The organism is Shewanella mesophila (genome assembly GCF_019457515.1).
GTDB lineage: Bacteria > Pseudomonadota > Gammaproteobacteria > Enterobacterales > Shewanellaceae > Shewanella > Shewanella mesophila.
In genome coordinates this window covers 1922112-1946975 of sequence record NZ_CP080421.1, presented here as the reverse complement: position 1 = coordinate 1946975, position 24864 = coordinate 1922112, and the positions used below count along the sequence as shown (strand labels likewise).

Below are 24864 nucleotides of genomic sequence, written 5' to 3'. Positions count from 1 at the left end.
TTGCAGCTCTTATTACGGAGTAAAGTTAATAATGAATAAAGCAAACAGTTTCAGCAAAGAAGAATTAGTGGCTTGCGGCCACGGAAACCTATTTGGCGCCAACTCTCCTCGCCTTCCTATCGACAACATGTTGATGATCGACCGGATCGTAAAAATTAACGATGATGGTGGCGAGTTTGGCAAAGGTGAAATTGTAGCCGAACTAGATATTGACCCTTCTCTTTGGTTTTTTGACTGTCATTTTCAAACCGATCCAGTCATGCCTGGTTGCCTAGGTTTAGATGCTATGTGGCAACTCGTTGGTTTCTTCCTTGGTTGGGAAGGAGCTGAGGGCAAAGGCCGAGCGTTAGGCGTAGGTGAAGTCAAATTTACAGGCCAAGTATTACCCGATGCTAAAAAAGTGACTTACAAGCTAACTATTAAGCGTAAAGTGTATCGCAAGCTAGTAATGGGGATCGCCGATGCTGTCATGGAAGTTGATGGGCGTGAGATCTATTCAGCTAAAGATTTGAAAGTAGGCATCTTCAGTGACACTTCGACGTTCTAGTCAACCACCTACTATCGGTTAAAGATATAAAAATGCCCTCTTGTTAGAGGGCAACTCTGCGTCACTTGTTAAATAACCCACTGAGGCGACCATCGACGCCTTCACGCCACCCCCCTAACCAATGCGACTTAGAGTCTAATGTTGAATAAGGACAATTCTCCTTGGAACGTCCACCAATTCCAGCCTGAAATCCTTTCGAAAAAGCTCTATCTAGACGATCTCTTTTTTGTCTTTTCATGCAAGCATCCTCTGTTCAAAAATCCGAGAAGCCGAAGCCTCACTGATAGAAATAGAACTTTTTTCAACTGAGATCAATTAAAAATTTGTCTTTTGGTCTGCTTATTTTTTAAGCTCATGAGTTCTCTATTAAAAAAAAATCGAGGCATTTGCCTCGATTTTTAGTTCAAATAGTTCTAACAGCAATTAGCTATGACGACGACGTCTAAACCAGACCAAAGGTAGCGCGAAAAGCCAAGCGAAACTTGCTGCACCTTTACGCTCATAATCTTCGTTGCCACTGTTATCATCATCTTTTTCAGTACAAGCAGTACCAGATGAAGTCGGCTTCAACACCACCATTCTAGGAATATAGGAGGTCACGGGTTGTCCATTTGCATTTAACAAAAACAATGGCTTACCATTTTCACCAATTACAAGCTCACCATTAATATCAAATTGATAAGACGGCTTACGAATAAATGCCGTACCGACGATGGTGCCGTCATCATTAATACTATTCGCTTCTACGATACGGATATCGCTGTCATAAGAGAGCTCTTCTCCACTATCGTCAATCACGGTAACTTTATTACGTTCCCATTTGCCTTCGGCGTCTTGAACGTAACCTCTAGAACCACAGACTAACAGGTCATTAATATCGTTAAATTCATCGGCAGCTTTATCAAAAAGGAAACCCGCCTTTATACGTGGCTTCTCCTTTTCGCTACTGACTTCAACATAACCGACCACTTGATCTTTGTTATTGATCCCCTTCGGACGCGAACTGCGGTCTGACATTACGTTAAAGAAATCGTTTGGTGTCACTAAGGCAGGATCGGCTTGATTAGTATCTAAATAGAAGAACTTATCACGCAAATAGCCTTCAATATATTGCTTATAACTGCCGACCAAGATGCCGTTATCATTGATATCGTAAGCAATAGATGAAAGTTGCTCATTGGTCATCTTGACCCAATTATACTGATAGTTGCCGGTATCATCTTTCATCCAATACGCAGCATCATAGGCAAACTTATCTGTATCACCGTTACGATTGATGTGAGAGCGGCCAACGACTGTCCCCTCAGCATTAATACCTAAACCTTGAGCGGTATATACGCGATCACCAGTTGTATCTAAGTTCTCAGGTAACGCTAACTCAGTCGCAACAACTGAATCGCTACCATCAAACTGCCAAACAAATGCACGCGTTTGATAAAGAATACGTCGATAGCCATTGCTATCAGGATACTGATCTTTCTGAACACAGACATCGACAGGATAGGCTTCACCAGTAATACAGCTATCTACGCGACTTGCGCTAGATGATGCGATATCCGTCGCGGCGTAACCTGTGATCACATTATTTTCGTTGATTGCAGAGGCTACTGATACACCGCCAACCGTGACGTTAGTATCGTCTTTTGTATATACCGTATATGGTGGGATTAATGGTACATCATTACCCGCAGCCGATTTAACAAAACCCCGCTCTTCAAACTCACGGAAATACCAGAACTCTTGATCTTCATGAACACCAGTTTTGTCACCGGTATATTCCACTTTTTGTTCTGGTGCACTGTAAGCGCCGACTTTTACACCCGCACTGTTGATACCATAATAGTAGGCATTAACCGAATTAACGGACTCTGGTACATTTTCATCGGTATCTTTTGGTGGTGTGGTTCCAAATACCGAATCAAATGTTGGCAGCCAGCCATTACCCTCAGCAAAAAAGGTAAAGTTGTTAGCTAAAATGGGCTTATCAACCGAGTAAGTGACCAACTGTTCAGGCGGAATACCATCTTCAATATCGATGACACCACCATCTTCATTGTTAACTTCTAATTTCTTCTTACCCTTAGAGATACCAAGCATCTGATCGTTTTGATTCACTGATATCCCATATCCGTTGATCGTTGATTCTAAGGTACCATTTAGATCATAATCTTCAATGTTTTGGATCTCATAAACTGGCGCCGCATAAGCGGTTTGCAGTGCACCAATAACTCCGATGGCAACTAACGATAAGGCCCTATCAAACTTCAACTTCATTAATTTTATTCCTATTTATTTGTCGCTTACTTAAGGGCTTCTAACTCTTCCCAACGTTCAAAGCAAACTTCCAATTGCTGCTCTAGCGCGGCAAGCTCACTTAAACGACGACTCACGACATCTTGTTCTTGAGCGTAAAAATCTGGTTCACTGATCACCAGCTGTAGTGCTTCAATGTCCGCCTCCAGCTGTTCCATCTTTGCTGGAAGTGACTCGAGTTCTCGTTGTAATTTATAAGATAACTTCTTTTCTTGCTTTGCGGCAGGCTTAGCTTGCTGCTTTACAGGCTCGGCAACCTTGGGTTGGACAGCGGCCGCGGCAACTGGTTCCTCAGAATAAAATTTTGCTCCTTGAGACACTGCATCTTCATAGCCGCCAACATACTCACTCCAGCCACCATTCCCTGTAAACCACCATGAACTGGTCACGGTATTATCAATGAAAGCACGGTCATGGCTTACCAACAACAATGTTCCTTGGTAGTCGGTCAGCAGAGACTCTAACAACTCTAAGGTCTCAATATCAAGATCGTTTGTCGGTTCATCGAGAATAATTAGGTTTGCAGGACGTAATAACAAACGCGCAAGCAATAAACGATTTTTCTCTCCGCCAGACAAGGCTTTAACGGGTGTCCGAGCTCGTAAGGGTGAGAATAAAAAGTCTTGTAGGTAACTTAGAATATGACGGTCCTGACCATTAATAGTCACCGTCTTCTTCCCTTCGCCAACGTTATCTTCAACCGTCTTTTCAGGGTCGAGTGCTTCTCGGTATTGATCAAAGTAGGCTATCTCTAATTTTGTTCCTACTTTAACCTCACCCGATTGCGCCTCGAGCTGACCAATAAGCAATTTAATCAGGGTCGATTTACCACAACCATTGGGGCCGATCAGCGCAATGCGATCGCCACGCATCACACTAGTAGTAAAGTTTTTGACTAGGTTTTTATCGGGTAAATTGTAATTGAGGCTGTCGATATCGAAAACAAGCTTACCGGATCGATCGGTATCGGCCACCGCCATCTTAGCACCGCCTTGGCGATTGATTCGCTCCATACGTTCCATACGCAGTGCTTTCAATGCTCTAACGCGACCTTCATTTCGGGTTCGACGCGCCTTAACGCCTTGACGGATCCAAGTCTCTTCGTCGGCAAGTTTCTTGTCAAACTGGGCATTTTTCTCAGCTTCGACCCGCAGCCATTCCGCTTTTCCATCGAGGTAGGTTTGATAATTACCAGGCCAAGAGGTGACCACGCCGCGATCTAAATCGACGATACGGGTCGCCATACGTTGAATGAAACCACGGTCATGACTGATAAAGACAATGGCGCCTCGATAGCTTAATAGAAACTCCTCTAACCATTCGATAGTATCGATATCGAGGTGGTTCGTCGGTTCATCGAGTAACAAGAGATCTGGCTCACTGACTAACGCCCTCGCTAGCGCGACCTTTCGCTGCCAACCACCAGACAGACTTGTGAGGCTCGCATCGGCATCGAGCCCCAACAGTTCACAGGTTTGATTGATCCGTGAGTCCAGCTGCCAGCCATTAAGATGATCGATATCCTCTTGCAGACGCTCCATCTGCTTAAGCATTCTTTCCATCTGATCTGGTGATGCACTGCCCACATCATGGGATAACTGATGATAACGCTCTAATTTTTCACCTACTTCTTGCAAACCTGCAGAAATATAGGCGTAAACACTGCCCTGCTCAGCTTTGGGTGGATCTTGCTGTAAACGGCTCACTTTGATATCGGTGGCAATGTTAAACTCACCCTCGTCAAGTAATACTTCACCGCATAGCACTTTCATTAAGCTCGACTTACCAGCACCATTACGGCCAACGATACAGACCCGTTCTCCAGGTTCGATCGCAAAGTCAGCATGTTGAAGTAACGGAGTGTAACCATAGGCTAATGAGCCATTGTTAATACGAACCAGACTCAATTTAAGCTCCTGTAAACTGTTGCAATTGTTGGATATCGAACGGCCAGCCTAACTCTGATTGGTCAGATTGACGTAACAGGACAGGGATACGCGTTCCGTATCGCTCTGCTAATTCGTCGACATCACAAATATCTTGTTTAATATAATTGATACCTAATGGATCAATTAACGCCTGCGCCTGTTCACACAGATGACAAACATCGGTGTGAAACAAAATATAAGAGGCAATATTAGGCATGGGTAATTAGCCAAGTGTTATGGATCTGAGGGTTACGCTTATAATCTAACGGTAATGTCTGATCATCAATATTGGTCACAGTAAAACCTAGACGAGCGATCGCATCACTGTCCATCTTAAACTTACGCTTATTGTTAGAAAAAATAATCTCACCGTTAGCGTTAAGCAGTTTAACTAAACCACTCAATAAATTTACGTGATCACGCTGCACATCAAACGAATCTTCCATGCGCTTGGAGTTAGAAAACGTCGGTGGATCGATAAAAATGAGATCGTACTTTTCTTGGCAGTCGGCGATCCACTGTAAACAGTCGCCTTGAATAAACTGATACTGACGACCCGATAAGCCATTAAGCGCAAAATTATCCTGCGCCCAATTAAGATAAGTATTGGACATATCAACCGTTGTAACCGACTTTGCGCCACCTAATGCAGCGTGCACCGAAGCTGTACCAGTATAAGCAAAAAGGTTAAGCACAGAGCGATCTTTCGATTTTTCGCCAACCAGCTTTCTTGTTAAACGGTGATCTAAGAACAGACCCGTATCAAGATAATCTTTAAGATTGAGCTTAAACTTAGCACCGTATTCGATGGTATTAAGCTCTAGCTTTTCAGCATCTAATTTTTGATATTGATTAGTACCCTTTTGACGTTCACGGGTCTTTAGAATAATTTTGTCAGGTTCGACGCCAATAGCATTAGGCAACACCAACAAGATATCGGTTAAGCGGCGCTTAGTGACCGCCTCTGGAATATCCTTGGGCGCCGAATACTCTTGGATCACCACGTAATCAAGATATTTATCGACTGCCACATTGTATTCAGGAATATCTGCATCATATAAACGATAGCTGTCGATACCTTCTCGCTTAGCCCATTTACTTAGCTGTTTGTAATTCTTTTTAATCCGATTGGCAAAAGGCGTAGCAACGTCACTCACCTCTCCACCTTGTGCCAACACTTGGCTAGGATCGATGCGGCGAGTGCTTTGTGCATGTAACGTATACAAATTAAAAGCACACTCTAACGCACCATTAAACATCTTCATCTGCTTGTCGGCTTTAAGCTTCAATGCCGAAAGTAACTCAATATCACTATTCAGTACGGCAATTTTCCAGCCGCCAAACTCGCTCTTAAATTTGTCACCCAACTGATAATAGAGCTGTAGCAATGAGGTTACCGTGCCAAGACGCTCTCCGTATGGAGGGTTGGTAATAAGAAAACCATTCTCTACTGGTGGTTTCACATTTAAGGCATTTGAAACAGAAAACTCAATTAGCCCCGCCACTCCGGCATTTTCAGCATTGCGCTTTGCCAGCGCAACCAAGCGAGAATCAATATCAGAACCAAAGAACTTAACCGTACAACGACTAATGCCTAAAGAGGCTCGCGCTTTAGCTTCATCCATTAAGCCTTGCCAAATATTATCTTGATGACGCAGCCATTTTTGAAAACCAAACTTAGCCCGATAAAGTGCTGGAGCAACGTCGCACGCCATCATTGCCGCTTCGATTAGAATGGTTCCACTACCACAAAACGGATCGAGCAGATCTTGAGGTTGCTGCTTCCAACCACTTCTGACTAGCATGTTTGCCGCTAAGTTCTCTTTTAGAGGCGCTTCACCCGTTGTTGCTCGGTAACCACGTTGATGCAGTGCTGGGCCAGAGAAGTTAACCCCTAGTGTGATTTGTCCGCGTCTGTAGTGCGCATCAATCTTAAAGTCTGCGTCCACTCTAGCGACGTTAGGACGTTCGCAACCATCATCGCGAAAACGGTCAACCACCGCATCTTTAACCTTCAACGCACCAAACTGCGAGTTATTAATGAAGCCGCCAATGCCATGAAAATCGATGCTGAAGGTACTCTTATTTGAAAAATGAGTCTGCCAATCAACACAATAAGCTGCATTATAAAGCTGCTCTGGCGTTTCACAGGGACCTTTATAAATAACCAAAATGATCCGACTGGCAAGACGGGACCATAGTGTAATACGGTAGGCGAGCTCTAGTGATGCAGAGAAATAAACCCCCGCTACGCTCTCTTTAATATCACAGGCACCTAACTCGGCAAGCTCTAGTGATAACGCGTATTCATAGCCTCGAGGGGCTGCAGCAAAAAAATTCAACATGGATAAATAGACACACTTCAAAAATCAATTCGTTATTATACATTGTCCAACATCTAAAAGATAAAAAGTTCTGCTAATAGGCAGAGATAAATCCCCCTGCACGCTCAATAACAGTGCAGTTTGCCGTTTTAATGAACGCTTGAAGAGCTAAAGTCTAATCTTACTTGCATTGGGCGAATCATATCGCTATAGTTCGCCCCGCTTTGAAGGACATTGCATTACACAGTCAGCTAGCAACAGCATGTTATCTGTAGATTCAGCCTTTAGCATTACGGACGCGGGATGGAGCAGTATGGTAGCTCGTCGGGCTCATAACCCGAAGGTCGTCGGTTCAAATCCGGCTCCCGCAACCAATTCTTTTAGTAGCAGAATTAAAACAACTACAGCGTTTCTTATTATAGAAATACGGACGCGGGATGGAGCAGTATGGTAGCTCGTCGGGCTCAGCGCTTTATATAAAGAAGCGAAGGTCGTCGCCAAGTTATTAAATTAGTAATCCGGCTCCCCACCAATTCTTTTAGTAGCAGAATTAAAACAACTACAGCGTTTCTTATTATAGAAATACGGACGCGGGATGGAGCAGTATGGTAGCTCGTCGGGCTCATAACCCGAAGGTCGTCGGTTCAAATCCGGCTCCCGCAACCAATTCTTTTAATCTAAAGAATTCAAACAATTTCCTGAGCGAATTATCATCCTAGAAAATTATCTACCTAGAAAAAATCTTCCAAAAAAATTCCAACCGAAAATAATTCAGGTAGAGATCTAAAAAACAAATACGAAAAGGGAGCATTAGCTCCCTTTCTGTCAATCTTTTCAAGAATATTATTGGTTTTATAATAAACCATGCTACGCCGCAGCAGTTTGCCTTTTTATTTTTTTAGGATGAAGACGGTCATTCATCACTTTGATGCACTCAAACTGTTTCAGCGACTTATTATCATTTAGCATAAGTTGTGAAGAGAGCAGCATAACCAATGACGCCTGTAGATTACTTTCCACAACCATCACATCGGCATCGACACCCTGACATCTTAGCTGAAAAACTTTTCCGAGCTCAGAATAAACGCAAATTGCAGAGCTATCAAAAAACCATGACTTTGGCATTTGTGGCTTCAACATAAAATGAGCCGCTGTAGCATTTAAACTGAGTTGAACTTTTATCACGTCAGCGACATTCACAGATTTACCTAAACGCTCAATAAAGTCGATATAGAATCTCGCATGTTCTACACTAAATTCCACAATAGATAGTGCATCAGGAATTAGCGCTTTAATTTTATAGGGAGTCAGAAATTCCATATCCGAACCTAACGAAACGCTTAATACTCCATACGCGTCGTTATATATCCATTGCCAATCCCTTTGTGGCATTAATAACATAACGTGTACCCATTGCTGTAAATACAGCTCGATAATAGATGATATTTCAATCAATATCAAAATTTTTCTTCAAAATATAACATAGATAACAGTATGTTATGTTGATCAAGCGCGATCAAATTTAGATCGCGCGATCGTTTAATAAGATCAAAAAGAGATCTTATTAATTATCTGCACCGGTAAGCTTCCACTATCTCTTTAATTAATTCAGGTCCGCGATAAATAAACCCTGAATATATTTGAACCATAGTGGCGCCGGCATCTAATTTCTCCATGGCATCATCAGCTGAATTTATTCCACCAACGCCTAAAATAGGGATCTGGCCTTTAAGGCTATCAGCAAGTTGCTTTATTACTTTAGTCGACAATGAATTCAATGGCTTACCACTCAAGCCACCGGCCTCATTTGAATTAACCAGCCCACTAACACCATCTCGAGTTAACGTGGTATTGGTTGCAATAGCACCATCAAATTCATTACGGATCAGTGATTCCGCTATCTTCTCAATCTCTTCAGTTGATAAATCGGGAGCAATTTTAAGCGCTATAGGAACATATTTCCCGTGCTTGTTTGCGAGATCTTTTTGCTTAGCTTTTAGTGATCCTAATAGATCATCAAGTAGATCCCCGTATTGCAGAGAGCGCAGGCCTGGTGTGTTTGGAGATGAAATATTGACAGCGATATAAGCCGCATATTGATACACCTTCTCCATGCAGATGAGATAATCATCCTTTCCCTGCTCTACTGGCGTATCTTTATTTTTACCAATATTGACGCCAACCATTGCACCAGATTTAGCCGCTTTAAGGTGAGCAACTAGACTATCGACACCTTTGTTGTTAAAACCCATACGGTTGATAATCGCTTTAGCAGGTTTAAGCCTAAACAACCTAGGTTTATCATTTCCAGGCTGTGGCCTTGGTGTTACCGTACCAACTTCGATATGACCAAACCCCATTGCATGAAAAGCATCTATACACTCACCATCTTTATCCATTCCGGCAGCTAAGCCGACTGGATTTGGAAATGTGAGCCCCATAAACTCAACTGGTGCAGGATCAAACTTCTGAGCGTAGAAGCAATCTAACGGAGAATTGGATGTTGATTTCAGACTATTAATCGCCAGATTGTGCGCCTTTTCTGGATCCATCTGAAACATCACTTTTTGCGCGATTTTGTAAAACATGCTTTCTCCTAGACCGAAAAAAGCCCCGGCTATTGCCAGGGCTTATTATTATAATAACGTTTTATGATTGACCTTCGCAATGAAGGATCAACAGATTCAGCTCACGTAACGCGACCGAGAACTTCGCAAACTCATGAGTTTGCGAGGTCTTAAAGTCTGCAAGCATATGGAACCACCTCTCCAATAAGCCCTGATTGGATTCGATCCACTGAGCAATAATGGTTTCAGCATCACAGCTGTCGGTGCAGGTACGTAACACCGCAGAACTCAATGAACGCTGTTGCCAATCCAGCTCTTCTCTAAATGCTGCTCGTGCAAGGGCTTGCCAATGGTTCGCCACAGGTTGAGCACTAATCTGTTCAAGGAACCAATGCAGGTCTATGCGAGCGCCTAGTTTATAATAGGCTTCTGCAACTAACGCCACAGGCTTACCTTCAACTTCAGCAATCTGGGAAATATCCAGTGCTGAGAACAGCGTGCTCATGTTAACGACATCGGTCGCCACTTTCTCTGAAACGCCCTCTTTAACCAAGGAATTGATTTCAGCGCAGAGACCTTGTACTTCATCCTCAACCATATATTGATGAACATTTTCACGAAGTTCTTCAAATACTGGACTGTAGAATGCGACAGTCTGTTCAATGCCTTGGTTACGATTACGGTGACGTAAGAACCAACGGCAAGCACGACGAAGATTTCTGCGAAGCTGATGCAACATCTCTCCCTGAACAACGGCAGGAACGATCCCATTTAACGCAGTAATTGACTTAGTTAAATCAGCTAAACCAAACACTTCTCGAGCCATAGTGTAACAAATCGCAGCTTCGGCTACTGAGGCACCTGTCTCATCTTGCATACGTTGTACAAAATTAAGTCCCATATCGTTAACCAATTCATTGGCTAACGATGTGGCGATAATTTCGGCGCGCAGCGGATGGTTAACCATGCGCTCACTGTATTTTTCTTGCAATTGACGAGGGAAATACTCGATAAGCAACTGACTTAAGAAGGTGTCATCGGTAATTTCAGGTGTCAGTAACTGTTCTTTCAACACCATTTTCGCGTATGCAACTAGCACAGAAAGCTCTGGTCGGGTCAACGCCTTACCATTGGCCAAACGCTCGGCGAGTTCGTCATCGGTTGGCAAGAACTCTAATGCGCGGTCGAGCTTATCTTCTTTTTCAAGATAGTGAATAAAGCGGATCTGCTCTTTCAGTTGCTCAGCACCACGTACTTGAGTCACTGAAATGGTACGAGTCTGGTCTTTACAGTCTTGTAGTACAATGCGACTCACTTCATCAGTCATATCGACCAACAAGCGGTTACGTTGTTTAACTGTCATCTCACCTTCTGCAACCATAGCATTAAGCAAGATCTTAATATTAACTTCGTTGTCAGAGCAATCTACACCACCTACGTTATCAACGAAGTCGGTGTTCATGCGACCGCCATTAGCTGTGTACTCTATACGCCCTAATTGGGTACAACCTAAGTTACCGCCTTCACCGATAATACGGGCTCTAACTTCTTCACCGTTAACACGTAGCGCATCATTAGCCCTATCGCCTACTTCCGCGTGAGTTTCACTCTTCGCCTTAAGATAGGTACCGATGCCGCCATTCCAAATCAAATCCACCTTCATCTTAAGTAGCTCTTTGAGCAACTCATTAGGCGTCATAGATGCTTTCTTAGTATCAAGCATCTTTTTGATCTCAGGCGTTAGAGTGATTGACTTCGCCGAGCGTAGGAATATTCCACCGCCTTTAGAAATCAACTCCTTATTGTAATCTTCCCAGCTTGAGCGAGGTAGATCGAACAAACGTGCACGCTCTTGATAGCTGGTTTTGGCATCTGGCGTTGGGTCGATGAAAATATGCATATGGTTAAATGCTGTAACCAAACGGGTATGTTCAGACAGCAGCATGCCATTACCAAACACGTCACCAGCCATGTCACCTATACCTAGACAAGTAAAGTCTGTGGTCTGGCAATCGATTCCAATCTCGCGGAAATGACGCTTCACTGACTCCCAAGCACCGCGGGCAGTGATCCCCATCTTCTTATGGTCGTAACCGTTACTACCACCTGATGCAAATGCATCACCTAACCAGAAGTTGTACTCTTCAGAAATCGCGTTTGCAATATCAGAGAAGGTAGCGGTTCCTTTATCGGCAGCTACGACTAAATACGGATCATCTTCATCGTGACGAACCACATTCACAGGCGGTACCACTTCACCTTCGATGATATTGTCAGAGATGTCGAGCAAGCCACGGATGAATAAACGATAGCACTCTTGCCCTTCGGTAAAGACGGCATCACGACCGCCTTCAGTGGGCAACTGTTTACAAACAAACCCGCCTTTAGCACCAACTGGGACAATAACTGTATTTTTAACTTGCTGTGCTTTTACTAACCCAAGTACTTCGGTACGGAAATCTTCACGACGATCAGACCAGCGCAAACCACCACGAGCGACCTTTCCACCACGAAGATGAACACCTTCGACTCTAGGTGAGTAAACAAAGATCTCAAACTTTGGCAGTGGACGTGGCATCTCAGGGATCTCTGCAGGAGAGAACTTAAACGAGACGTAGGGCTTGTTGCTACCATCAGGTAACACTTGGTAGAAGTTGGTACGCAAGGTGGCGTTAATCAAATCAAGGTAACGACGGATAATTCGGTCGTCATCAAGACTTGATACATCATCAAGACGCAGATCAATCTGTTCGACAAACTTAGCTAAGGTGCGAGTCTTAAGCTTTGGATTGAATTTACGAATAAACATCTTAACCAAGAGATCGGCTATCTGAGGATAGCTACTAAAGGTTTCTTCGATGTAAGCCTGACTGAAAGTCGCATCAATTTGACGCATATACTTAGCATAAGCACGTAAAATAGAGACTTCACGTCCAGAAAGCCCAGTTGCTAATACGAGGCGGTTAAAGCCATCGTCTTCTAACTGTTTGTTCCACACCTGTGAAAGCGCAGTTTGGAAGCGATCTTGACTGTCGGCTAAGTTATCCACCGCTGCGCCTTGCACAGTCATCAAGAAGTCAAGGATCCAGAATGTCGCACCGTCGACCGTCTTCACTTCGTATGGTCGCTCGTTAATCACTCTCAGACCGAAGTTTTCAAGCATTGGCAACACATCAGAAAGATGAATTGGCTCATCTTTATGGAACAACTTAAGACGTACTTTGTTGTCTTTTAATGCCGTTTCTTGTGGCTGATAGAACAACATTCCGAGCTTGTGGTCGTCATCCAACGCTTCTAAGTGATCTACATCGACAACGGTAGAACTTGGCAGTACATCTTCCTTATAACTACGAGGGAATGCGTTAACATAACGCTTAACCAGATGATTACCCGATTCTTCGCCTTGAGCTGCAATGAGTGCGCTGCTGAGTTTATCTTCCCATGAACGCGCGGCTTCAATAAGATTATTTTCGATAGCGGCCACATCGACATCCGTATTGTTATTATCGACTTTAACTATGTAGTGAGTACGAGCCAGTGTCGACTCAGAAAAATACGTAGTAAACTCAACATCTTCTGTTGTATTAAAATGATTAGCTAAGATACGTTGGGTATCTTGGCGCAACTTAGTGTTATATCTATCTTTAGACACATAGACCAAACAAGATAAGAAACGACCAAATCCATCTTTGCGAACAAATAATTTTAGCTTGTCGCGCTCTTGCATCTCAAGCACACCACGAGCCATGCTCGCTAGTTCAGATTCACGAGCCTGAATAATTTCATCTCGAGGTAAGGTTTCGAGAATGTGCATCAAGGCTTTATAATCGTGTGACAGCGGAGTCAATCCTGAATCATCTAAGACGCGCTGGATTTTTTCTGCCAGCAGTGGGATCTCTCTTGGGCTGCGATTATAAAGATTAGACGCATATAGACCGATAAATCTGTCTTCACCGATCACATTGCCTTTCTTATCGAATCGCTTGATTCCAATATAATCGACATAAGCAGGACGATGGACTCGGCTCTTTTCACTGCTTTTGGTTAAAATCAGCAAGCTGTTATCTAACGCTTCTTTACGAGCGGTCTGTGATAATGTCGATAACATTAAACCTTTATCGGATTTTGGTTTACCAGGCACATTCATCAAGCCTAGGCTGGTATCATTCTCGGGAACCAACTCTAAATCACCTTCAACTTTGTTGAGGTTATAACGGCGATAACCCAGCAAAGTAAAATGATGATTATTCAAATAAGTTAAGAAGTTGATCGCTTCATCAAGTTCAGACTGTTCGCCTGGGAACGGACGTTTTGCCATCTCTTTAATGGTGCTAGTTAACTTATTTGACATCACTTGCCAATCGCTAACCGATGCCGATACATCACCAAGAACCGATGCAATCTCTTTCTCTAAACTTTTGATATCAGCTTCGCTACTCAAGCGATCGATTTCTACTAGAAAAACCGCCACTTTTTCGCCGTTATCCTGATCATCACCATAGATTACATTTACGATTGCATCTTGCTCGCGTTGCACCGTTAACGGTGTGTGCAACATCATATGGGTGGTGATCCCCATTCGGTTAAGTGCCATACCGACAGAGTCAACTAGGAAAGGCATATCAGGGTGGATCACTTCAATAATTGAGTGTGAAGATTTCCAGCCATGCTTAGATTGACTCGGATTGAATACGCGAATATGACTCTCGCCGACTGGCGTTTTATTAACAACATTCCAAAGACTGAGCACAGCGCCATAAAGATCACTATCGTTACGGGCGTGCAGGTCGTCTTTTGACATGTGTGCATAGATACAAGTCGCGAACTGTTCGACTTGTTTGGCTTGTGCATTGGGAACTTTGGAGTGAATTAGGTTGACTACATTTTCAAGTAGTACTGAAGGCATTGCATCTTTCAAGGCCATGTTGCTGTTTCCTTTAGGGTCTATGGCAGCGCTTTTTGTAATTTTTTGGATGCTTGAGCATATAACCGGCCAAAATGTGTGACCTAGGTCATGCGGGAAGTCTATTACTAAATGTGCCATATTTCGAGAAGTATTTTAGTGGTAGATCCTCCTCAACGTCAGTTATTACGCCATTATTTCGCACTAGATGAAAAAACAATCGCTCTGATAGCGTTTTTATGCATAAAAAAGGAGAGCTCATGCTCTCCTAATTCATTGCTACTTAGGGTTTCGCCAAAAAATGGCCCCTATCGCAGGCAAAATAATTATTGCCCCCAACATATTTACCAAAAACATAAAGGTGAGCAAAATCCCCATGTCCATTTGGAACTTAAGAGCAGAAAAGAACCAGGTACTGACACCGATAGCCAAGGTTAACCCAGTAAAGATCACCGCGCTGCCGCGCTCGACTAGCGCTTGATGATACGCCTTCTGTACTGGCATCCCATCTCGAAGCTTAACGGCCATCGTCGACAAGATGTAAATCCCATAATCGACGCCAATGCCAACACCGAGTGCAATCACTGGTAAGGTACTCACCGCCAGACCAATATCGAGCTGAGTCATCAGCGCTTGCGCCAGTGTCGATACCACATAAAGCGGTAAGATAACCGCTACAGTGGCGCGCAGTGAGCGGAAACTAATAAGGCATAACACAAACACGGCGCCGTATACATAAAGCATCATAGGTAGCTGAGCCTCAGCGACGGCTTCATTCGTCGCCGCCATCACTCCAACGGGTCCTGAGGCCAATTTAAAGCTCAACTTGTCATTATCCATTTTCGCAGCCAAAGCTTTGACTTTGTCGATAACGACCTCAATGGTTTCCGCCTTATGATCTTTCAAAAAGAGATAAACGGGCATCACAGAGCAATCACCATTAAGCAAACCCGACGTCGTGGGTATTTGCCCAACTGCCTGCACTAGGCTTGCCGTGGTACGAGGCAACACTTGCCATTTAGGGTTACCCTCGTTAAATCCGGCATTAACTCGCTTGGCTATCGACGCTAGACTCGCCGTTGACTCAACCCCAGGCGTATTGGCAACTAACCACTCAAACTCATCGATTTGCATTAATGCATCGTGATAAGTACACGCCTCAGGGAATGCCTCGACAATCACCGTCATTACATCTGTGGTAATCGAGAAATTATCTGTGATGTAAAAAGTATCCAAGTTGTAGCGACTATCAACATGCAATGCAGGCGCGCCCCCTTGAAGGTCACCTATCTTCATCTCATTAGCTTGCTGCAAACCTACGCTGTAAAGCAATACCGTTAAGACAAGAACAACCGCAGCATATTTAGGTGTTGCAAAATAGGATAAGCGTAACCATAGCTTATCAATCTTGTTGTCAGCCTTGACTTCAAGAGGTTTTACTTCAATGTAGGAGATCAGCAGTGGCAACAGAATCAAATTGGTCAGGATAATGACCGCGACGCCCAAAGATGCCGAAATCGCCAATTCACGAATAATACCGATGTCGATGGCAAGTAAGGTCATAAAGCCAACGGTATCTGATAACAAGGCTATTCCACCTGGGATCAACAGGCTTCGAAAAGCCAATGCCGCTGCCGCTTTGGTCGTTTCGCCTTCACTGACTCGGCGGCGCACAGCATTAATCATCTGCACGCTATGACTTACACCTATCGCAAAGACTAAAAATGGGATCAGAATAGACATAGGATCTAAACCAAAGCCAACTACAGTCAACAAGCCCAATTGCCACACCACAGCCACTAAGCTACAAGCTAAGGGCAACAGGGTTAATTTCACCGACTTTGAAAATAGGTACACCATCACCGCAGTGACAAGAATCGCGATAAGGAAAAACAGCACCACTCCTTTTGCGCCTTCGGCAACATCACCGGCCATCTTAGCGAAACCTATGATATGAACCTTAATATGTTCATTTTCATACTGCCCACGCAGCTCATGTTCTAGTTGTTCCGCAAACGCGAGCGTGTCAAGCGGCTCACCCGTTTGCGGATCAAAGTCCATTAGCTGCGCGGTAACCATTGCCGCAGAATAATCTTCTGCGATCAGGCGGCCAACAATACCGGCCTTTTCAATATTACTTCGAACAACCTCCAGTCCCTCTGATGTCGTTGAAAAGTTGGCGGGAATAACCGGGCCGCCAGCAAAGCCATCTTCAACCACTTCGGTAAAGCGTGTCGACGGTGAATAAAGCGATTTGACTTGCGCCCTATCGACACCAGGAATAAAAAACAGCTGATCATGAACCTGTTTTAAGGTATCGAAAAAGTTAGCATTAAAAATATTGCCACTAGTATCTTCGACCGCAACCATAATGCTATTTGCTCCACCAAACTGTTTTTGATGTTTCAAATAGGTCTGCATATAGCTGTGATTCAGTGGAATATTCTTAACAAATGCCGCATCCATCTTAAGGTGGCTGGCTTGAAATCCTAAAAACAGGGTTGCCAGCACAAACGCAAAAATCACGTATCCGCGTTGCCTAAACAGGAACGACTCTAATCCATTAACTAATTTATCTAACATGTCTGGGCCTTATTATTTTTGTTTTAACTCAACGAAACCTTTTGTACCCGCAACCCATTGTTTACCTTCAGTATCCATACTGATCGTTACTAAGTTTTCCCCCTGACGCTGCTCTATCATTTTAACCGAATCATCACTGTCTACGTCGATAACAATACCTGCATTACCGACTAATCTAACGGTATGCTTATCCAAAACTAGGCCGCCATTTAATGTCGAATTAATTGGCAAAGAGATCTCTTGCCAAGATTCTATCCCATCTTGACTCTTAAACAGGTGCCCCCTCAAGCCCATTACATAGGTGCCCTGCTCAGCGATTAACACATTGAATAAAGAGCCTTCATAAGGAAAATCGATACGCTGCCACGTGACACCGAGATCTGTAGACTCCGCCGCCAAACCTAACTCACCGACCATAAGAAGTCGCTGATCATCAATTTGAACAACGCGATTAAAATGCGGCAGCAAAGTACTACGTTCACTAAGATACATAGCTTCGTCTTCGGCCTTTAACTCCTCAAGATAAGCATTGTCTTCCTCAAACAATAACTCACTATGGAACTCTTGTTGCCAGTTTTTACCACCATCAAGGGTGCGATAAAACAAACCATAAGCGCCAATGGCAATTCCCTGCTGGGTATCGAAAAATAAAATATCCATCAAGGGTTTTTCAATTTCAGGCGAAGTCATCTGTACTTGCCACGTTTGTCCACCATCTTGAGTATGTACAATGGTGGCATCATGACCAACAGCCCAACCTAATTGATCCGTGAGCAGCGTTGCTTTAGTCAAATGAGCATTGGTAGGCGAAGGCCTTTGTTGCCAACCATTATCGAATCTAAACAGATGTCCACGTTCACCAACGGCTATCGCGGTTTGTCCTTTGACGACCATATCAAGCACGATCGATTGAGTGGCTAACGGTTGTAATTCACTTTGACCCTCGTCGGCATAAACAGGGATAACACTCAAAAAAATAAGAAGAGAAAACGAGATCAGTCGAAGCATGCTAAACGACATACAAACTTCCTTTTATAAGACGAGGGGCAGCGATAGCCACCCCTATCCAAACGATGATTAACGAATACCTGCACGACGCAATGCCGCTGGGGTGAAATTAGCTTCACTCAAGCTTGCATCAAAATTGTACATTCTGCCTTCGTTATCAAGTCCCATAGCTAAGTATCGACGCGACTGTAGATCATGAATCACTTCTAACGTCGTCCAATGTGTAGGCACTTCATAGTAGTTAATCGCATGAGCGACTGCGACACGATATAGCTCATCGCGGTTATCATAGATATCAGTCAATGACACCTGCCAAGAGTCTTCATCGATATAAAAAACACGAGTCTTATAGATATGACGCATACCTTCTTTCAGCTGGGCTTTTACAACCCAAACACGATGCTTCTCCCAACGGACGTGCTCAGGATTAATATGGCCAGGAGTTAAAATCTGATCATATTTAAGCTTATCTGAATGCAACTTGTAATCGTTGTAAGGAATGTAGATCTCTTTCTTACCTAACAGCTCCCAGTTATAGCGTACAGGCGATCCATTGAACATATCAAAGTCATCTGTAGTGCGAAGACCATCTGATACTGTACCTGGCGTGTCAAATGCAACATTAGGCGCTTTACGTACGCGGCGCTGTCCTGTGTTGTAAGTCCAAGCTTGACGAGGCAAAGCCTCCTGATCCATGGTCTCTTTAACTAGTAGTGCGGTACCCGCCAAACGAGCTGGCTGCGTCACCACTTGCTTAAAGTAGAACAACGTATTGCTTTCTTTTAACTTATCCAACGTCATCTCTGGACGAGAATATTCAAAGCGGATCTCTTCAGCAGTTTCAACCAGTGTATAACCACCTGAAGCTGTAGGCGCGGCCTGACTACGAGAGGTCTCAACATCTACACCACGGAAACGTAGAATATGGTTCCAAATGGCCTCTAAACCATTTTGAGGGATAGGAAATGGCACACCGATAGACGCACCTGAAATACCGTTACCATCTGCAATAAGCTCCGCACGAGATGCATTAGCCTTAGTCGCATCATAAACAAACTGAGGCACTGCGGCAGTTCTGCGCGTCTGGTACACATTCATTTTGTAAGTATCGGGATAAAGCTCGAAAAGCTTACGTTGGCCGTCAGTGAGATTCTCTTTGTACTGATCTTTATTTGCATTCGAGATAGTAAATTCAATCTTGTCAGCAGCAAACGGATCAGGATGATGCATGCCCTTGGTATAACCCGCTGGTGCACTGGTGATGCCACCATTCCAAGCTGGAATCGAACCGTCTGCGTTAGCCGCTTTCTCTCCGCCCAATGGCGTTAATGTCGTTCCAAGTTTAGCGGCATCGGCCTCTGAAACCTTAGCAAATGAAGATGTCGCGCTTAATGCAACGATCACAGCCGCCGACAATATAGTTAATCTTTTCATTATTATTGTCCTTGTGAGTTAGATTGAATACTTGATGTTAAATGACACGTAATCTCGATCAGCCATCTGATTAGTCGTACCTACACCACCAAAGAACGAGTTATAGGAGAAATCGGCTCCCCAACGACTCTGATAATCAAAATTAACACCTATCGCGACAGACTTTTTCCCCTCGGTAAACAGGAACATAGGATCGGGCGTGATACCCTCTACGTCGTGAGAGAAAATAATGCGCGGAGACATGTTCACTCCGGCAAATAAGTTGTTGTAATCAGCCTTAGCCACCAAACGATAACCCCAAGCAAAATCGGTTGGGAACGGGTTAGTTTCCGGACCATTATGAACGGCCTCAATAATGCCTGGCATATCTGGGTTACCGCCAGAACGTGCGGTACCAGGGCCATTAAGTCTAAGTTCATCAAAGCCAGGCATATCATGGATCCATACACCACCGACTTCCGCTAGCATCACCAAATTACTCATGCCTAATGTCGGGCCAAAAAGATGGGTAAATGTCACCTGAGCCTGAGTGGTATCTAAACGAATGAAACCTTCTGCATATTCGCCTGGACCATAATTTTGGACCTGCGAAATCCCATCGAGATCGGCTCTATAGTGCGGAAGATTAGGATCGACATTTGCCAATTGCTGTGGCATAGCCGCAAACAACAATTCCACATCATCAATTTGTAATGGTTCATCAAGGCGATGAGCGATTTCACCTGCAACAGAGGTATCACCGATTAAGGTATTAAAACTGAAACCGTAGAGCTGAATATCTTCAGGATAAACGATCTGTGCTTTTGAGAAGGTCTCTAAGCCCAGAATTGTGTCACGGTCAACCATTCCACCCGTAGCACCTATCACCCCAAGCTGAGCAAGGTCACGACCGATCGCTTCGGCGGTAAAGTTAGCTGTAGTACCACTGATCAATGGACGACGGCTGTGGTAATTCATGTAATACAAACCAAACTCAGTTTCACCTAACTCTGGTGCATAGTAACCGAGCTTAATACCGTATTGGCCTGAATTGCTGGCACTTGCCTGATCTTGAATCAGCGTTGCTTTTGTAGGATAAGCCAATGCCAATGCGCCCAAGGTTCCCGCATCATACTGACCAGAAGCCACCATAGCCGCAAGGTTTTGATATTCTGAAATGAGGAAATCCAGATTCATATCAGGGTTAGCATTGAAACCTAACTGTGCATTTTGAGCATATCCACCATAACCAGCGAAGTCATTAGAGGAGAAGTACGAACCAGGTGTTGGCACCCAAACTGGTTCCCAGTCATATTGGTAGAAAGCTTCAACAGACAAACCGTCTGTCACACCCAATGACGCCCAAACCATACCTTGGGGTCTAAACGCTTCTTTTAACTCAGCACCAGGTGCATTTAGAATATTCAAGTCAACTGGGTTAATAACGCCAATACCATGGGGAATCAGCGTACTCTCACCCCATGAAACCACTTGGTTACCGACACGAACCGTTAACGGGTTAGCGCCATCGTTGAAATCGAAGTCACCATAAATAAAGGCATCGAGTAATCTGACATCTTTACATTGAACTTTTGACGCTTCTGAGTCGGCGCACGGGTCATACTCTTTACCAGTAATAGGATCGCTATATCCATAGCTACCGTTATTGGCTTTTTGATCATAAAAATACATCCCACGAGCAAATAAACCGTAATTCTTATATTTCAAGGACAACTCATGCAGCCCTTTAAACACCATAGAGGTGACGTCTCCCTGAGAATACAACATATTACTCAAGTCACCGTTACTAGAATAAGAACCAGACTGAGCCCAAATCTCAGCAGAGGTATATTTAGTATTGTTAAACGCAGAATAATTAGACCAGTCAAAGCGAGGGTGATTAACTTTACCTATGTTGTCATCCCAGTTGCGCTCTTCAACCCGCCAACTTGCGCCAGCACTCCATGTCGAATCGAACGAACCTTCTACTTCTCCCCAATCAAACGACACCGCGGTAGCGGTAGGTGCCGTCCCAATGCTCAACGCTGCGACGATCCCCAAAGCAAGCGTTGACTTATTAAAGCCCTTTTTTAGGTTTTTCATTTTAGCTCTTCTCCGTAACCTGCTGGATTCTTTGTTATAGGAATGATGGCCAACATCTTGTTAGCGTACAGGTAACACCATTGTTACAGCATTTACCATCGATGAGCAAGATGAAAAGAGAGAAAATTACCTTGAGATTTGTACACTTAAGCCATAACAACACAATATTTTCAAACGCTTGATTGAAACCAATCTCAACAATCAATTAACCTAAGATAATGTGATGTAAAAAAGCAATAATAAACAGGTGATTATATTTTTTCGTAGAAATGGATGCGGTGATCAAAAATGCAATCACCTGTTTGGAGCATTAACTCTAATTAGGATGTCCGAGTCAGTGAATGAAAATGACCATTACTGTCTAACTCCAACCTAAAGTGACCGGATAATCCAGATGGTGTTAAAAAGGGTCTAAAATGCCTAGCATGGATCCATAGGGTTTTACCACCAGTTTCTTTGACTTCAACTTTATCTACATACCCTTGGTAATAATCTAAAAAATCACGATAATTTATAGAAACAGAAAATAAATAAACCATAGTATCATCAACATATAGAGAGTAACGGCGAGGTAAAACTTACCTCGCCGTGTTGAATTTAAGCTAACGCCTTAGTGACTTTTTCATAAAGGTCTTTCGATAAATTGGGTAAACTTAAAATAGACTCAAGAGACGCTTTCATCAATTCTTGTCTCGATTTATCGAACTTTTTAAACTGGATCAAGGGCGTGATTATCCGCGCGGCAACTTGCGGATTCAGGGTGTTGAGCTTAATAATCACATCGGTCAAAAGCTTATACCCGGCACCATCATCGCGATGGAAAACTTCAGTATTTGCCGCTGAGAATGCGCCAAATAGTGAACGGACACGATTTGGATTAGAGAAGCTAAATGCAGGATGCTCTGTCAACGCCATTATCGCGTTAATGCGCTCCTCTCCAGGGCATGTCGCTTGTAGCGTTAACCACTTATCCATCACCAAAGGAGTGTCCAGCCAGCGTTGTTGAAAGTCATCTAGCAGCGTTTGTCTTAACTCGCCCTCTTCACCATTGAGCGCAGACAAAGCTCCCAAACTATCGGTCATATTGGTTGCACTATCGTACTGAGTCTTAGCATAGACTTGATACTGATCGGACAGCTTTAACAGCAGTTGCAATGACACGTTTTTCAGCGCCCTAGCACCTGCATTATCTATCTGCACTAGCTCCCTATAGCGCGCTGTCAATTCATCTTCACAGCCACTGGCAATCTCTTCCACCACAAAGGCACGAGCGGTGATCAATGCATCAAGATCGACATCATTTTCTTGCTCTATCAGGGTTGCCACGTTAGGGAAATTAAGGATCTCCGCCAATAATGCTCGATCTAGAGATTCGTCTAGTAATAATCCCCTTATTGCATCAGTTAAACGACTATCGATATGCATTGCAGTATTAGCACGCAGATAACCAACGTTTTGCCACACAGCTTGACTGAACAAAGCAACAGACGCTTCCCATTTAGCGACCTCGCTCGTTGCAAAACGAATGAGGTGAATTAGCTGCTCAATAGTATGTTCGAAGACAAGCTTTACCGGTGCTGAGAAATTCTGCAATAACGAGGGGATAGGCTTGGTTTGGATGCCATCAAATACAAAGGTTTGCTTATCTTTAGTCACATCCAGCACGCGACTGAGTAATGGTTGACCGTCAGCGCTGAGTAGCTCAATATCAAATGGGATATGCAGTGGTAATTTATCGGCCTGCTCTGCCGTTGGTGCGGTATGCTGGGAGATATGCAGGCGATACTGGTTAAGCGTATGGTTATACTCTTCCTCTACCGTCACCTGCGGCGTACCCGATTGACTATACCAGCGTCTAAACTGAGTCAGATCGACGCCACTGGCATCCTCCATCGCCGCGACAAAATCATCACAGGTAACCGCTTGACCATCATGGCGCTCAAAATAACATTTCATACCGGCTTGGAAACCCGCCTCGCCCAATAAGGTGTGCATCATACGAATAACTTCAGCACCTTTGTTATAGACGGTGACCGTATAGAAATTATTCATTTCGATAACTGACTCAGGACGAATTGCATGCGCCATAGGACCGCTATCTTCGGCGAATTGTTGATTTTTAATTACTTTGATGGCGTGAATGCGATTAACCGCCCGCGAACCAACATCTGAACTGAACTCCTGATCGCGAAATACAGTCAAGCCCTCTTTTAAGCTCAATTGGAACCAATCACGACAGGTAACACGGTTACCCGTCCAGTTATGGAAGTACTCGTGACCAACAACGGATTCAATACCATGATAGTCATCGTCAGTTGCAGATGCGGTATCGGCTAACACGAATTTAGTATTAAATACATTTAGGCCTTTATTTTCCATCGCGCCCATATTGAAAAAATCAACGGCGACAATCATATAGATGTCGAGATCATATTCTAGATTGAAACGTTGCTCATCCCAAAGCATCGACTTCTTCAGCGAGGCCATCGCATGGTCCGCCTTATGTAAATTCCCCTTATCGACAAATACTTGCAAGGCAACGTCTCGACCACTTTTAGTCGTAAAGCTATCACTGAGCAGGTCAAAATCCCCCGCAACTAACGCAAATAGATAAGCAGGCTTTGGAAATGGATCTTGCCAACAGACAAAGTGACGGCCATTTTCAAGTTCACCGGCATCAATTTTGTTGCCGTTACTTAATAGATAGGGAAATGCCGCTTTATCAGCTTCAACACGTACGTCATAGGTGGCAAGCACATCTGGCCTATCGAGAAAATAAGTGATGCGTCTAAATCCCTCTGCCTCACATTGGGTGCAATAAGCACCATCAGACATATACAGACCTTCTAACGCAAGATTAGCTTCAGGGTCGAGCAAAGTAACGATACAAAGTTCAAACTCTTCATCGAGCTCGTTAAGGATCAACTGTCCCGCCTTAATATCATATTGATAAGCCTCGCCATTGACGGTGAGCGACTCAAGATTAAGGTCGTCACCATCTAACACTAAAGTGGATGCACTCTCATTAAGCCGGCGAACTTTGCTAGTTGCAGTAACTTTAGTGCTTGAACCCGCTAGGGAAAAGTCAAGGGCAACATGAGTAATCGTGTAATCAGGACTTCTGTAGTCTTTTAAGAATTTCGCTTGAACTTGTGTCATCACAGTTCCTCTTATC

Annotated in this window: 15 protein-coding genes and 2 tRNA genes; 3 read left to right on the top strand and 14 right to left on the bottom strand. The window is 43.9% G+C overall.

What is annotated here, in order from left to right:
* Positions 1–31: 31 nt before the first annotated feature.
* Complete coding sequence (fabA, locus tag K0I73_RS08455) at positions 32–547, top strand: bifunctional 3-hydroxydecanoyl-ACP dehydratase/trans-2-decenoyl-ACP isomerase (protein WP_220064027.1); 516 nt, start codon at positions 32–34, stop codon at positions 545–547.
* 61 nt (positions 548–608) lie between these two features.
* Here the strand turns inward: fabA and rmf are convergent, their stop codons facing one another.
* From rmf to rlmKL, 5 genes are all read right to left on the bottom strand, one after another.
* Entirely contained in the window at positions 609–785 is a 177-nt protein-coding gene (rmf, locus tag K0I73_RS08450) for a ribosome modulation factor (RefSeq protein ID WP_220064026.1), read from the bottom strand.
* Between the two features lie 185 nt (positions 786–970).
* Positions 971–2821 carry a DUF3466 family protein gene (locus K0I73_RS08445; RefSeq protein ID WP_220064025.1) on the bottom strand — a complete coding sequence of 617 codons (1851 nt, stop codon included), beginning with the start codon at positions 2819–2821 and terminating at the stop codon, positions 971–973.
* Positions 2822–2847: 26 nt separating this feature from the next.
* Positions 2848–4767, bottom strand: coding sequence for an ABC transporter ATP-binding protein (locus K0I73_RS08440; protein ID WP_220064024.1), 1920 nt, complete (start codon positions 4765–4767; stop codon positions 2848–2850).
* A gap of 1 nt (position 4768) precedes the next feature.
* Entirely contained in the window at positions 4769–5005 is a 237-nt protein-coding gene (locus K0I73_RS08435; protein WP_220064023.1) for a glutaredoxin family protein, read from the bottom strand.
* A complete protein-coding gene (gene rlmKL / locus K0I73_RS08430; protein WP_220064022.1) occupies positions 4998–7133 on the bottom strand; it encodes a bifunctional 23S rRNA (guanine(2069)-N(7))-methyltransferase RlmK/23S rRNA (guanine(2445)-N(2))-methyltransferase RlmL in 2136 nt (711 codons plus the stop codon). Before rlmKL ends, K0I73_RS08435 begins: the two co-directional genes overlap by 8 nt.
* A gap of 276 nt (positions 7134–7409) precedes the next feature.
* Here rlmKL and K0I73_RS08425 point away from each other — a divergent pair.
* Positions 7410–7486 (top strand) — tRNA-Met (locus tag K0I73_RS08425).
* A gap of 215 nt (positions 7487–7701) precedes the next feature.
* Positions 7702–7778 (top strand) — tRNA-Met (locus tag K0I73_RS08420).
* 201 nt (positions 7779–7979) lie between these two features.
* Here K0I73_RS08420 and K0I73_RS08415 read toward each other — a convergent pair.
* From K0I73_RS08415 to pepN, 9 genes are all read right to left on the bottom strand, one after another.
* Entirely contained in the window at positions 7980–8513 is a 534-nt protein-coding gene (locus K0I73_RS08415; RefSeq protein ID WP_220064317.1) for a cell division protein ZapC, read from the bottom strand.
* Between the two features lie 167 nt (positions 8514–8680).
* Entirely contained in the window at positions 8681–9700 is a 1020-nt protein-coding gene (pyrD, locus tag K0I73_RS08410; RefSeq protein WP_220064021.1) for a quinone-dependent dihydroorotate dehydrogenase, read from the bottom strand.
* 61 nt (positions 9701–9761) lie between these two features.
* Positions 9762–14603: an NAD-glutamate dehydrogenase gene (locus K0I73_RS08405; protein WP_220064020.1), complete on the bottom strand. Its 4842-nt coding sequence runs from the start codon at positions 14601–14603 to the stop codon at positions 9762–9764.
* A 258-nt stretch (positions 14604–14861) separates the two neighbouring features.
* The gene (locus tag K0I73_RS08400; protein WP_220064019.1) at positions 14862–17165 is read right to left on the bottom strand and encodes an efflux RND transporter permease subunit; all 2304 of its coding nucleotides are present in this window, start codon (positions 17163–17165) and stop codon (positions 14862–14864) included.
* A 12-nt stretch (positions 17166–17177) separates the two neighbouring features.
* A complete protein-coding gene (locus K0I73_RS08395) occupies positions 17178–18185 on the bottom strand; it encodes a WD40/YVTN/BNR-like repeat-containing protein (protein WP_220064018.1) in 1008 nt (335 codons plus the stop codon).
* 57 nt (positions 18186–18242) lie between these two features.
* Complete coding sequence (locus tag K0I73_RS08390) at positions 18243–19607, bottom strand: DUF1329 domain-containing protein (RefSeq protein ID WP_220064017.1); 1365 nt, start codon at positions 19605–19607, stop codon at positions 18243–18245.
* Positions 19608–19625: 18 nt separating this feature from the next.
* Positions 19626–21689 carry a DUF1302 domain-containing protein gene (locus K0I73_RS08385; protein WP_220064016.1) on the bottom strand — a complete coding sequence of 688 codons (2064 nt, stop codon included), beginning with the start codon at positions 21687–21689 and terminating at the stop codon, positions 19626–19628.
* Positions 21690–22009: 320 nt separating this feature from the next.
* Positions 22010–22228 carry a DUF2835 family protein gene (locus tag K0I73_RS08380; protein ID WP_220064015.1) on the bottom strand — a complete coding sequence of 73 codons (219 nt, stop codon included), beginning with the start codon at positions 22226–22228 and terminating at the stop codon, positions 22010–22012.
* Between the two features lie 58 nt (positions 22229–22286).
* Positions 22287–24848 carry an aminopeptidase N gene (gene pepN, locus K0I73_RS08375; protein WP_220064014.1) on the bottom strand — a complete coding sequence of 854 codons (2562 nt, stop codon included), beginning with the start codon at positions 24846–24848 and terminating at the stop codon, positions 22287–22289.
* Positions 24849–24864: the final 16 nt, after the last annotated feature.